The sequence below is a fragment of the Rhizobium sp. M1 genome, assembly GCF_002531805.1.
Taxonomy (GTDB): Bacteria; Pseudomonadota; Alphaproteobacteria; order Rhizobiales; family Rhizobiaceae; genus Rhizobium; species Rhizobium etli_C.
The window spans coordinates 108,356-121,769 of sequence record NZ_NWSW01000003.1 but is presented as its reverse complement, the minus strand read 5'-3'; the positions used below and the strand labels follow the sequence as shown (position 1 = coordinate 121,769).

The window sequence follows — 13,414 nt, the reverse complement described above, 5'->3', positions numbered from 1 at the left end:
AAGCTACAGCCGTGACGGGAGGAGTCTTGACATCGACGCCTTGTGCAAGCCCGAAAAAAGCAGTTAGCTGGCATCGTTGGGGACGCTCATTTCGCACGGGTGGACGAGCATCGGGACGATAGGTGCGCTGAGACGTATCCGCATTTTGAGGGGAATCTCGTGCGCTGGTCCAAACCGCTCAGAGTGCATCTCGGCGTCCTGGTCGTCGCGTCGCTGCTTTGCACGTCGATGCCCATCATCTGGATGGCATTCTGGCAGGGAAGCGCGGCTGCGGTGAACGCCGGCGCGCAGCAGATGCGCGAGATGAGCTTGCGGCTGATCGAGGGATACAAAAGTGCGCTTCAGGGCGGCACCGAGGCGGTGGCGCTGGCATCGACCCTGCCGCAGCTCATTTCCCCGCCGTCTCAGGATATCAAGGCAAAACAGGAAGTCTTTCTCGAGGTTCTGCGAAACGTCCCCGAGGCGACGAGCGTTTACACCGGCTATCCCGATGGCTCCTATCTGCAGGTCATCAACACGGCCAGAAAGGATGTGCGTCAGGCGCTGGCGGCGCCCGATGGCACGGCTTTCGCGATCCGAACGATCGCGGAGAGACAAGGCGCGAATGTCATATCGACGCTTCGCTTTCTCGACAGCCGGGCAAGTCCGATCGGCGAGCGGGATATCGACTACGCATCCTTCGATCCGCGGCAACGTCCCTGGTACCAATCCGTCGTCCAGGACGGTGTGCCGGTTTCCGTCGGGCCTTATGTGACCGGAACGCTCAATATACCGACGCTGACGATCGCGGCGCCGATGAAGGATGACGGCCGGGTGGTCGTCGGCATCAACATTCACCTGCAGACGATCGGCCGCCTGCTGAATGCGCAGGGGATTTCTCCGCATGCGCGAGCCTACATCATCGATGGCGGCGGCAACCTCGTCGCCCATTCCGACGCCCAGATCATGAGCAGGGTCATCGGATTATGGGCGAGAACATCAGGCGCCTTCGCCGCGACGGCAAACAGTTTCGACACGAGCCTGGAAGCCGTGGCCAGGCTCAGGCGAGATCCCGCCTTCGCAAGCGGCGGCTTGGCGCGGCTCGATATCGACGACGAAAGCCACCTGGCGCAAATCGCCCCTGTCAGTGTCTCAGGCCTGTTTAAGGACAGCACGGCCGTGATCGTCGTGCCGCTCGCAGACCTCGTGGAGGAAGCCCATCGGCTGCTCGTGCGCAATCTGCTGATTGCCGGCGCTCTGTTGATCGCCGGAGTCGGCGCATCGGTGCTGCTTTCCCGCATGGTCAGCCGCTCGCTCTATCGGCTCGCCGACGAGGCGCGGCGGATCGGCGATCTCGATCTCGGCGAGACGCCCGTCTCGCATTCCTGGATAACGGAGATCAACACACTGGCCGGCGCGCTCTCGGCAAGCCGGCATGCCATCAGCCAGTTTGCCCTCTACGTTCCGCGTGAAGTGGTTCGGCGCATCATCAGCCCCGAGGGGCGAGCGGTCGTCAAAGCCAAACGGCAGGATGTGACCGTGCTGTTCACCGATATCAGGGACTTCACGACCATATCTGAGCTCAATTCTCCGGAAAACGTCGTCGATACGCTATCGGCCTATTTCGAGCTGCTGAACATCATCGCAGAGCGCCACGGCGGGACGGTCGTGCAATATCTCGGCGATTCCATTTTCGTCATGTGGAACGCCCCCGTTGCGGATGCCAGACATGCCGAAAACGGCTGCCGCTGCGCGCTCGCGATGAAGGCGGCAATCGACGGCCTTAACGAGGAGAACAGAGTGAACGGCCGTCCTGTCCTCATCACGCGATTTGGCCTGCACACAGGCCCGGCCGTCGTCGGCAGTTTCGGGGCGATTTCGCGCCAGCAATACACCGCCATGGGCGATACGATCAATGTCGCCTCGCGCCTGGAGGGATTGAACAAGGAATTCGGTACGTCGATCCTGGCCAGCGCCGCCATCCATAACGCCGTCGGCGATCGTTTCCTGTTTCGGTCGCTCGGCCTGGCGCAGGTGAAGGGCCGGGCGGAGAAGGTGGATATATGGGAATTGGTTGGGGAGAGCGACGGCTAAAGTCTGATCGCGAAAAGTGGCGATATTCGTTTTCGCAAACGCGCCATCACCCTCGTGAGAGGGGTCAGAAGTATTTGGGCAGCTCCAGATGGCGTATGCGTATCAGCAAATCGGCCTAAAGGCGTCCGTGGTGACCAAGGACACGCGAGGGGCGACATCCAGATTTTCCCTTCCAAACCCTGTATAATGCAAGCCCTTCCCAAATTTCGGGCCGGATTAGTCCGCCTGGCTTTTTCTGTCGCTCAGAAACATCTCGTGAGTAGACGGAATGCCGAGAATTCGCATTCGTGTCGCGGCGGCTGAACCGTTTACTAGCCTCGTGACAACAGCCTCGTAGTCTGTGATTTGTTTGCTGATGAAAGCGTCAAGGTGCTCGAAAGGCTGGGCATCGGTGCAGAACGCAAATGCTTTCTGCCAACCGTAAATTCGCTTTCCTATCGTGTCGAGTGTGCCGGTTTTCGACAGCTTAGAGTGCAGCCCCTTGTTGCCCTTAAGGAACGCCCCAATAGCAGTCTTGGATTCACTGAGTGATCTTGTCACGTCATCCTTCAACCGCTTAACGGATACCGCGCTGGGCACGCACCGGTTCGGTTGAATTGAACATCCAAGGAAATTGATTGCACTGCTGCATTCGCCCCTTGCAGCCTTTTCGCTGCCTTTTACCGGCTGATATAATCCAAAACCAAAGGACTTAAGAGTATCTCCAGCGTGTTTTATCGCTTCATCCAGGACCGCATTATCTCTTGCGACCATTAGGATGTCATCCACATAGCGGACCGCATCTACCCCCATTGCATTGAGTTGATGGTCTAAGTCGTAAAGCAGGACATTTCCTGCGAACGCTGAGAGCGATGATCCCTGGGCAACACCGATACCGCCCTGGGGGAACAGCGATGCATAACCCTGAAGCTCTTCCTTATTATTCAGGTGAACAGCCAAAGCCCGTTCAAAGAGGTTTGCCAAAGCGTCATCTCGGGTTTCCGACCGCACGAAATCTACAACGTGCTTTGTCGGAATTTTGGTGAAGAAGGCTTCGATATCAGACTGATAGAAATATTTTGCACCGCTATCAATCGCTCCCCGAATGAGCTTGATGGCCGGCTCGACTCCGCCGTAGGGGTAAATCAGTCCCCCAACACCAAATTTGGACCTGTTCACATCATTGATTTTGCCAAGCCGAGGGTCACGGATTAATTCGTACTTGGTGTTTCGATCCTTTGGATTGGTCGTAATGCGAGGTTGCAAGACTTGGAGAACCGCGCGTTGAACCACGCGATTTTTAAGAGTTGCGATTGCGATGGGCCGAGGCGCCTTTCCGGCAGCAATCCGTTTTCGAGCATCCTTAAGAACCCCCGTAACAGGATCGAATTCGAAGCGGTCCTTTCGAAGCTGGTCGATGATCCGACGCAAGTGTCTTTGGTGTTGATGTTCGAATTCGGATGCAGCCCCGCGAATATCATCATTCTGTGAGGAAATAGCGCTTCGTTTTACGTGCCGCCATGCTGAAAAGATGTTTTGCTCAGACCGGACATCCTGGATCAACGATGCCATAATTTCTCCGCTCGGGTCCCCGTACATACTTTCCCGACCGTTGACAGGCACCCCATCCACTGCGCACGGCAGAGCCGCGACGACAGACACCTCGGCAGCGATTGCCACCTTGGCCTGGTCCCCGTGGCGCGCGATCCGCATGGACAGGTCCAGCTTCACGTCCGACGCCATGGCAACCATGGACGCTGCGGCCAGCGCGAGGACGCACAGGCCGGTAAGCCAGCTCAGACGAGCCGGTTTTTCGAGGCAGGTTCACACATTTCTTCACCTTCTACCCTAGCAGGTTTTTGGCAATGTCAAGCGTCACCGGCCCCGGCCGCGCCCACCGCGTAAATTGTCTATCAGCTGCTTGGGGACCGCCTAAAGACGGCGTATTCACAGCTTCTGGACCAACGGTCAGGCTCAACCCATCCACTGCGCACGGCAGAGCCGCGACGACAGACACCTCGGCAGCGATTGCCACCTTGGCCTGGTCCCCGTGGCGCGCGATCCGCATGGACAGGTCCAGCTTCACGTCCGACGCCATGGCAACCATGGACATGCCGACTACACTGCCGGTAGCGCCTCACTTTTTCAAGGTGTAGTTGAGGTTTGTTCCCATGAATTTTGTAAATTCGGAAGTCAGCACTTAACTGCTGAAGAAGTTATGCAACTGCCAGTTAAATGCAATATAAGATTCGCAATTTAATCAACTGATTTTAATGGAAATTATTGGGCTGCCTTGACCTGTCACTTTGCCCCCTTCGGCCAAGAGTACCGATACGGCAGTCACCGCCTACCCTCGTCCTTTCCTGCGATAGAGGAAATACCGCCCTTCCTTGATCCCCTCCGGCAGCGGCAGCACCGCCAGCTCCGGATGCTCAAGCGGCAGGCCGCTGACCGCGATGCCGTTATGAGCGAGCACGCCGGCGATCAGCTGCGGCAGCCAGGTCAGTGTCACGGCGTCGATCTCGTCGTGGCCGGTGCCGATATCGGCATGGGCGAGGGCCGCGCCGATGCCGAGGAAGGCCTGGCCGGAGTCGCGGATATTGCCGGTCACCATATCTTGCGGCTCCGGGGTCGAGGCCGAATAGGAGCGGACCTCCCAGTCGAAGGCGATGATGCGGCGGCCGGGGAAATGCTCGCGCAGGTGATCATAGGTGCGGCCGTTGCCGAGGCCGAATTCCAGCACCGGGCCGTCGATTTCGGCGACCAGGTCGATGATCGCGTTCAAAATATCGCGCTGAGCCGTCAACCGGCGAATGAAGCTGTCGAGGCGGCTCATCTAGATCCGTATCCGTCATGAAATCGTGAGCGCGTGCTAACACTGAAACCTTGCCAAGTCGATTGCCGTAAATGGGAATTGGCGTTGCAGCACCAACATGCGTCTGTGCTAAGGTCGATGACATGGAAACCGTGACCGACGAAGAATTCTTTGCCGCCGTGCCGCTCTTCAGCGCCTTCGAGGGCGTGACCGATGCCGCCAACTACCGGCCGCTGCCGGATGGCTGGGTGCTGGCGCTGGCCGATATTGTCGGCTCGACCCAGGCGATCGCCGGCGGCCGGTACAAGGACGTCAACATGGCGGGCGCCAGCGTCATTTCGGCGGTATTGAACGCCGTCGGCAAGGGCGACTATCCCTTCGTCTTCGGCGGCGACGGGGCGCTGATCGCGCTGCCGGGCGGGCTCGAGCAGACGGCCCGCGAAGCGCTTGCCGCCGTGCAGGTCTGGGTCGAGGAGGATCTCGGCCTGATGCTGCGCGTCGCCATCGTTCCGGTCGCCGATACCCGCGCCGAGGGGCTCGATGTGCGCGTCGCGCGTTACTCGGCAAGCCCCTATGTCACCTATGCGATGTTCTGGGGCGGCGGCACCAGCTGGGCGGAGCGGCAGATGAAGCAGGGCCATTACGGTATAGAGCGGGCGGCCCCGGGAACACGGCCCGATCTCGCCGGCCTTTCCTGCCGCTGGAGCCCGATCGACGCGCAGAACGGCGAGATCGTCTCGATCATCGCGGTTCCCGGCGAAGGCCGGCCGGGCGAAGAATTCCGCGACCTCGTCAACGGCATCGTCGCCATCACCGGCGAGCAGAACCGCGGCAGCCATCCGGTGCCGGCCGGCGGCCCGGATTTCGCCTTCTCGCTGCACGGCATCAATCGCGAGGCCAAGGCCACGGCGCCGGCCGGCCGGCGACTACGCCAGAAACTGATCATCTTCCTGCAGCTCGCCGTCACCGTCGTCTGCTACAAGCTCGGCATTCCGCTCGGCCGCTTCGATGCGCGCCGCTACAAAAACGACGTCGCCGGCAATTCCGATTTCCGCAAGTTCGACGACGGGCTGAAGATGACGGTCGATGTCGATGCCGAGCACCTGAAACGCATCGAGGCGCTGCTGGAAGCGGCGCGAGCAAAGGGCATCGCCCGCTACGGCTTGCATCGGCAGGCTTCGGCGCTGATGACCTGCTTCGTGCCGACGCCGATTTCGCGCGACCATATGCATTTCATCGATGGCGCATCGGGCGGTTATGCGGTGGCCGCAAGCCGGATGACCGGCAAGGCGCTCTCCGGCGTTGCCGTCACGCCTTGATGACATGATCGGCCGAAAGGCCGAGCCGGTTGAAGACGTTGCGGGTGTCGATGATCAGTGCCGCGCCTTTTGCGATCGCCGCATAATCCACGCTGTCATGGTCGGTTGCCACCAGCACGGCATCGTAGCCGGAAACGGCGTCCGGCGTCAGCGCCACCGATTTGCGGCCTTTCAGGGCCTGGTGTTCGCGCGTCGGCGGGATCTCGGCGACGAAGGGGTCGTGATAGTCGGCCCGGCCGCCGCGCTCCTCGATGATCTCGATCAGCCGCAGCGACGGGCTTTCTCTGATATCGGCGACGTTCTTCTTGTAGGCGAGCCCGAGCACCAGCACCTTGCTGCGGCTCAGCGCCTTGCCGGCGCGGATGTCGAGCGCTTCGGCGAGCTTGCCGACGACATAACGCGGCATTGCCGAATTGATCTCGCCGGCAAGCTCGATGAAGCGGGTCGGCAACTCGTATTCACGCGATTTCCAGGTGAGGTAGAAGGGATCGATCGGGATACAATGGCCGCCGAGGCCGGGGCCGGGATAGAAGGGCATATAGCCGAAGGGCTTGGTCTTGGCCGCCTCGATCACCTCCCAGACATCGATGCCCATCGCCGCATAGACGGTCTTCAACTCGTTGACGAGGGCGATGTTGACCGAACGAAAGATGTTCTCGGTGAGCTTGACCGCCTCGGCCGTCGCATTCGAGGAAACAGGCACGACGGTCGATACCGCCGCACCATAGAACGCCTTCATCAGCGCCAGCGCCTCGGTCCCGTCGCCGGCGACGACCTTCGGGATGGTGGCGGTGTGATAATGCAGGTTGCCGGGATCCTCGCGTTCCGGCGAGAAGCCGACGAAGAAATCCGCGCCGGATCTCAGCCCGGTGCCTTCGAGGATGGCCTTGACGATATCGTCGGTCGTGCCGGGATAGGTGGTCGATTCCAGCACGACGAGCTGACCGGGGCGCAGATGCTGGGCGATCGAGCGCGACGTCGCCTCGACGAAGGACAGATCGGGATCGCGATGTTTGGTGAGCGGCGTCGGCACGCAGATGATGATGACGTCGCAGGCGGCAAGCCCGGCGAAATCGGTCGTCGCCTGGAAGCGCCCGGCATCGATCTCGGCGGCAAGGGCTGCATCGCTGACGGCATCGATATAGGAGCGGCGGGCATCGAGCGCCACCATCTTGGAAGGGTCGATGTCGAAGCCGGTGACCGCAAAACCGCTGCGCGCCACGGCGATCGCCAGCGGCAGGCCGACATAGCCGAGCCCGATGACGCCGGCGCGCGCCGCGCGGGTTTCGATCTTCTGCAAAAGCGTATCGAAGGTGGAAGTGGCCAAGGCGGGATCTTTCAAACCGAGAAATTCAGAACGCTGATCTAATGCATGATTTCGGCGAATTAAACCCGATGTCAGGTCTTGCTCTTCTCTTCGGGGCAATTACGCGCAGTTGGCGACCTAAAACCCCTCCCCAACCCCTCCCCACAAGGGGGAGGGACTAATTCGCGGCGTCGGCCTGCCCTCTTTCGGCCTCAGCGTTCTCGGCGATGATTTTTGAGTGAGGCACTGCCGCAAGTTAAGCCCCTCCCCCTTGTGGGGAGGGGTTGGGGAGGGGTGACTGCTCAAGATCCTTAGCCGGGTGTGGCCGAAATGCCCCGGTACAATCCTTTGTTGCAACTTCAGCGCACAAAAAAATCCCGCTCCCATTGTTTCGCATTTGCAGCATCCCTATTTTGACTTTTGATAATGAACCGCTGTGAAAGGACCACCCGTCCGGTCCCCGCCCGGGGGAGCTGAGGGGCGCTGCTGCCGGGCTTTCGGCAGATCGTTGACACAATAATACCGCTCGTACATCCTGATTTCCCTGTGACCTGCGCATGAAAATGTGCCGGCCGAGGGATTTTTGCCTCTTGGGGATGGCGTGCCTTATGAGGATCATACCGAGAATGAGCACGATCGAAACCAGCGTGTCCTCCATCCTGTTGGACCGGGTCGCCGAATGGCTGACGAATTCCTCGCTGGCAGGCGATGACCTCGAAAACATCGTGCGTGGCTTCTGCGAAAGGCTTGCCTCCGCCGGCCTGCCGATCGCCCGCGTGCATCTGACCTTTTCGATGCTGCATCCGCTCTACGACGCGCTGAGCTTCACCTGGCGGCGCGCCAGCGGCGTCACCATCGAGGGCTTCCGCATGCCGGCCGGGCAGAAGCCGGACCGCTTCCTGCAGAGCCCCTATTATTACCTGCTCGACAACAACCTGCAGCACATCCGCCGCCGGCTGTCGCAGGAAGGGCCGGCCGAATTCCCGATCTTCGAGGATCTGCGCAAGGACAAGATCACCGATTACCTTGCCTTCGTGCAGCCCTTCGGCGACGGTTCGGTGCAGGGCATGATGGGCTCCTGGTCGACCGACCACAATAACGGCTTTTCCGACGACATGATCGACGCGCTGCTGAGGATGCAGAACCATCTGGCGGTCGCCGCCAAGATGGCGGTGCTCGGCAAGCTCGCCAACAACATGCTGACCACCTATCTCGGCGGCGACGCCGGCAAGCGGGTGCTGAACGGCCAGATCCGCCGCGGCGACGGCGAGACGATCCGCGCCGCCCTCGTCATGGGCGATATGCGCGAATCCACCATGTATGCCGAAAAGGAAGGCCGGCAGGCCTATATCGACACGCTGAACCAGTTCTTCGACGCGATCGCCGCCCCCTTCAACCGTAATGGCGGCGAAATCCTGAGCTTCCTCGGCGACGGCTTCCTGGCCGTCTATCCCTGCGGCCGCCACAAAGACCCCTCGAAAATCGCCTGCGAGGCAGCGCTGTCGGCCGTCCACCAGGCGCAGGCGCGGGTGGCCGAGCTCAACAACGACCGCCAGCAGAAGGGTCTCAGCAAGATCGGCTACGGCATCGGCCTGCATGTCGGCAACGTCATGTTCGGCAATGTCGGCCTCAAGGACCGCCTGACCTTCTCCGCCTTCGGATCGGCGGTCAACGAGGTGCAGCGTCTGCAGATCCTGACCAAGAAATATGGCCGCGAAGTCGTCGCCAGCCAGGCTTTCGCCGGCTATTGCGGCGGCGAGTGGACGCGGCTCGGCGAAGAGAAGCTGCGCGGCATCCGCCAGAAGGTGACGGTGCTGCAGCCGCGCGCGCCGGCCCCCGAGCTCCATGTCGACGAACACTTCCGCGAGGCCGTGCAGAACGGGCTTTCCGAAGCCGAGCAGGTCATCCTGCTGCACCGGGACGCGAAGAAACAGGTCAAGCGCACAAGCATGGAGAAGTTCATCCAGTAAGACGCCAGGCTGACGCCGATAAGACTGCGTGTTTCGTCCGGATGACCACGGCGAAAGGCGGCGATATCCCCTTGATTGTCATCAACTAGACACCCCGTTTGCGGTACGATAGTGTGCCTGAAAGGGAACATAGAAGACTGGGGAATATCATTGGTATGGCGTCCGCTGCCGATTTGTTGCGTATCGAGAATCTCGACGTCTCCTTCTCCGTTTTCGGCGACCGGCTGCGTGTCGTAAAGGAAGCCAATCTCCGCATCCTTCCGGGCAAGGTCACCGCTCTCGTCGGTGAATCCGGCTCGGGCAAATCGGTGATCAGCCAGGCAATCATGGGCATCCTGCCCAATCCGGCCAAGGCATCGGGCAGCATCCTCTTCACCGATCCGCTCGACGGCAGCACGACCGATATCCTCTCCTTGTCGCGCGACAGCGAGGAAATGCGCGATCTGCGCGGCCGGCGCATGGCGACGATCTTCCAGGAGCCGATGACCTCGCTGTCGCCGCTGCATACGGTCGGCAACCAGATCAGCGAAGTGCTGTTGATCCACACCGAGATCGACAAGCAGGAGGCGCGCGAGAAGACCGAGGAAATGCTCGGTCTCGTTGGTTTTTCCAATCCGCACCGCACCTACGACATGTATCCGTTCGAATTGTCCGGCGGCATGCGCCAGCGCGCGATGATCGCCATGGCGCTGATCTGCAAGCCGGCGCTCTTGATCGCCGACGAGCCGACGACGGCCCTCGACGTGACGATCCAGGCGCAGATCCTGGAATTGCTGCGCGACCTGCAGGCCAAGCTCGGCATGGCGATGCTGCTCATCACCCACGATCTCGGTATCGTCGCCAACATGGCCGACGAGGTGGTCGTCATCTATCACGGCGAGATCATGGAAGCCGGGCCGGTCGAGGCGATCTTCCGCAATCCGCAGCATCCCTATCTCAAGGCCCTGATGGCCGCCGTTCCGCATTTCGACATGAAACCCGGCGAGCGGTTGAAGGCGCTGCGCGACGTGCCGGTCAATCTCGAGACTCTCGTCGGCAAGAAGAAGCCGCTGCAGGCGGAGGCGCCGGGCACGCTGCTGTCGGTCACCAATCTCTCGAAGACCTACAAGACGCGCAAGCGCAGTCTCCTCGGCAAGCATGAGGCCACCGTCCTGCGCGCCGTCGACGATGTCAGCTTCGACATCCGCCGCGGCGAATGTCTCGGCCTGGTCGGCGAATCCGGCTGCGGCAAGACGACGCTCAGCAAGATCCTGATGCGCGCCATCACACCCGACAGCGGCGCGGTCGTGTTCAACGACGGCAAGGATGTCATCGACGTGCTTGCCGTCAAGGGCGACGAGCTGCAGGACATGCGCACCAAGATCCAGATGGTGTTCCAGGATCCGGTCTCCTCGCTGTCGCCGCGCATGACGGTGCGCAACATCCTCAGCGAACCGCTGGAGATCCACGATCGCGGCGACAGTGATGAGCGCAAGCGCAAGGTCGAGGGGCTGATGGGGGCGATCGGCCTCGACAAGCGTTATCTCAGCCGTTACCCGCACAGCTTCTCCGGCGGCCAGCGCCAGCGCATCGGCATCGCCCGCGCGCTTGCCCTCGGCCCGAAACTCGTCATCCTCGACGAGCCGGTCTCGGCGCTCGACGTCTCCGTCCAGGCGCAGATCCTCAACCTCCTGAAGGATCTGCAGAAGGAGCTGGGGCTGACCTATCTCTTCATCTCGCACAACCTCGCCGTCGTCGATTACATGGCCGACCGCATCGCCGTCATGTGCAAGGGCCGCATCGTCGAGATCGCGCCGCGCGAAATCATCCTGCGCGATCCGGTGCATCCCTATACGAAATCGCTGCTCGCCGCCGTCCCCTTCCCCGATCTCGACCGGCCGCTCGATTTCAAGGCGCTCCGGGAAAACGGCGCCGCCGACAAGCAGAATTGGGGCGTGACCTTCACCGCCGAGCATGACGATGCTTCCGAGCTTGCCTATGCCGATCTCGGCGACGGCCATCTGGTGCGCGCCCGCAAGGGTGCTACGGCCAAGGAGTTGCGCTGATGGTGACGCGTCGCACCTTTCTCGGCGGCCTTGTCGGGGCGGCGATCGCACCGGCGGTGCTTCGCGCCGAGCAGATAGTCGAGCCGGAATTCCTCAAAGAGCGGCTGGCCGCAGGCAGCCTGCCTGCAATGGCCGAGCGCATTCCCGCCCGTCCGCGCATCGTCAATCTCAAGGAGATGGGGCTCGAACCCGGCGCCTATGGCGGCACGGTGCGCACCATCATCGGCAGCCAGCGCGACATCCGCTTCATGACGATCTACGGCTATTCCCGCCTGATCGGCTACGACAAGCACCTGCAGTTTCAGCCGGATATCCTTGCCGACTTCCGCTCGGAGGACGATACGGTCTTCACCTTCACGCTGCGCGAAGGCCATAAGTGGTCCGATGGGCAGCCGTTCACCGCCGACGATTTCCGCTACTGGTGGGAAGACGTCATCCTGAACGACAAGCTGACGCCGGGCGGCGGCGCGCTCGAGCTTCGCCCGCACGGCAGCCTGCCGCGCTTCGAGATGCTCGATCCGCTGACGGTGCGTTACACCTGGGAAAAACCCAATCCGATGTTCCTGCCGACGCTGGCAGGTCCCCAGCCGCTCGTCATCTTCGGACCGGCGCATTACCTCAAGCAATTCCATAAGAAGTTCCAGCCCGACGAGGCGAAGATGGAACAGATGATGAAGACCAGCCGCGTCAAGAAGTGGCAGGATCTGCACATCAAGATGGCCCGTTCCTACCGGCCTGAAAATCCCAACCTGCCGACGCTCGATCCCTGGCGCAACACCACGGCGCTGCCGGCCGACCAGTTCGTCTTCGAGCGCAACCCGTTCTTCCACCGGGTCGACGAGACCGGCCGGCAGTTGCCCTATCTCGACCGTTTCGTCCTCAACGTCTCCTCCTCGTCGATCATCGCCGCCAAGGCGGGTGCGGGCGAAGCCGACCTGCAGGCGACCGGCATCGATTTCAACGACTACACCTTCCTGAAGGAGGCCGAAAAGCGCTTTCCGGTGAAGGTCAATCTCTGGAAGGTGGCGCGCGGCTCGCGCATCACGCTCTTGCCGAACCTCAACTGCGCCGACGAGGTGTGGCGCGGCCTGTTCCGCGACGTTCGCCTGCGCCGGGCGCTGTCGCTGGCGATCAACCGGCACGAGATCAACATGGTCGCCTTCTACGGCCTGGGCACGCCGAGCGCCGATACCGTGCTGCCCGACAGCCCGCTGTTCAAGCAGGAATATGCCGACGCCTTCGTCAAGTTCGATCCCGATGAGGCCAACCGCCTGCTCGACGAACTCGGCCTGACCAGACGTGGCGCCGACGGCATAAGGCTGCTGCCGGACGGCCGGCGCGCCGAGATCACCGTCGAGACCGCCGGCGAAAGCAACCTCGATACCGACGTGCTGGAGCTGGTGCACGATCACTGGGCCAATATCGGCCTGGCGCTCTATACCCGCACCTCGCAGCGCGATGTCTTCCGCAACCGCGCCATGAGCGGCACGATCATGATGTCGATCTGGTACGGCCTCGACAATGGCGTGCCGACGGCCGACATGTCGCCCTCGGGCCTGGCGCCGACGCTCGACGATCAGTTGCAATGGCCGCTCTGGGGCATGCATTACCTCTCCGCCGGCCAGGAGGGTGTCGCACCCGACCTGCCGGAGGCGGCCGAACTGGTCGACCTGCTCAAACAATGGGGCTCGACGGCCGAATTCGAGGAGCGTCAGGTGATCTGGCACAGGATGCTGTCGCTCTATACGCAGCAGGTGTTTTCAATCGGCCTGATCAACAGCACGCTGCAGCCGATCCTTCGCGCCGCCAAGCTGCAGAACCTGCCGGAGAAAGCCCTCTACGGCTTCGATCCCACCTCCTATCTCGGCATCTACATGCCGGATGCATTCTGGTACAAGGAGGCCTGA

The 13,414-nt window shown here is 61.4% G+C and carries 8 protein-coding genes; 5 read left to right on the top strand and 3 right to left on the bottom strand.

The features are described 5' to 3' along the window. Nucleotides 1-159 precede the first annotated feature (159 nt). Nucleotides 160-2,073, top strand: coding sequence for an adenylate/guanylate cyclase domain-containing protein (locus tag CO655_RS04470; protein WP_097663934.1), 1,914 nt, complete (start codon nt 160-162; stop codon nt 2,071-2,073). 216 nt (nt 2,074-2,289) lie between these two features. On the opposite strand, the gene CO655_RS04465 is transcribed toward CO655_RS04470, so the two are convergent. Both CO655_RS04465 and CO655_RS04455 read right to left on the bottom strand, forming a co-directional pair. Further along, the gene (locus CO655_RS04465) at nt 2,290-3,783 is read right to left on the bottom strand and encodes a reverse transcriptase domain-containing protein (RefSeq protein ID WP_245423757.1); all 1,494 of its coding nucleotides are present in this window, start codon (nt 3,781-3,783) and stop codon (nt 2,290-2,292) included. A gap of 616 nt (nt 3,784-4,399) precedes the next feature. Next, complete coding sequence (locus CO655_RS04455) at nt 4,400-4,888, bottom strand: class I SAM-dependent methyltransferase (protein WP_097663932.1); 489 nt, start codon at nt 4,886-4,888, stop codon at nt 4,400-4,402. A gap of 122 nt (nt 4,889-5,010) precedes the next feature. Between CO655_RS04455 and CO655_RS04450 the strand changes: the two genes are divergently transcribed. Next, entirely contained in the window at nt 5,011-6,186 is a 1,176-nt protein-coding gene (locus tag CO655_RS04450) for a DUF3095 domain-containing protein (protein ID WP_097606660.1), read from the top strand. On the opposite strand, the gene CO655_RS04445 is transcribed toward CO655_RS04450, so the two are convergent. Beyond that, a complete protein-coding gene (locus tag CO655_RS04445) occupies nt 6,176-7,513 on the bottom strand; it encodes a nucleotide sugar dehydrogenase (RefSeq protein ID WP_097663931.1) in 1,338 nt (445 codons plus the stop codon). The genes CO655_RS04450 and CO655_RS04445 overlap by 11 nt on opposite strands. Nucleotides 7,514-8,118: 605 nt before the next feature. On the opposite strand from CO655_RS04445, the gene CO655_RS04440 reads away from it, so the two are divergent. From CO655_RS04440 to CO655_RS04430, 3 genes are all read left to right on the top strand, one after another. Continuing rightward, a complete protein-coding gene (locus CO655_RS04440; RefSeq protein WP_097606662.1) occupies nt 8,119-9,462 on the top strand; it encodes an adenylate/guanylate cyclase domain-containing protein in 1,344 nt (447 codons plus the stop codon). Nucleotides 9,463-9,617: 155 nt separating this feature from the next. Further along, nucleotides 9,618-11,507 (top strand): ABC transporter ATP-binding protein, encoded by a 1,890-nt coding sequence (locus CO655_RS04435; protein ID WP_097606663.1) that lies wholly within the window; start codon nt 9,618-9,620, stop codon nt 11,505-11,507. Beyond that, nucleotides 11,507-13,414 (top strand): ABC transporter substrate-binding protein, encoded by a 1,908-nt coding sequence (locus tag CO655_RS04430; RefSeq protein ID WP_097663930.1) that lies wholly within the window; start codon nt 11,507-11,509, stop codon nt 13,412-13,414. The genes CO655_RS04435 and CO655_RS04430 overlap by 1 nt, the downstream gene beginning before the upstream one ends.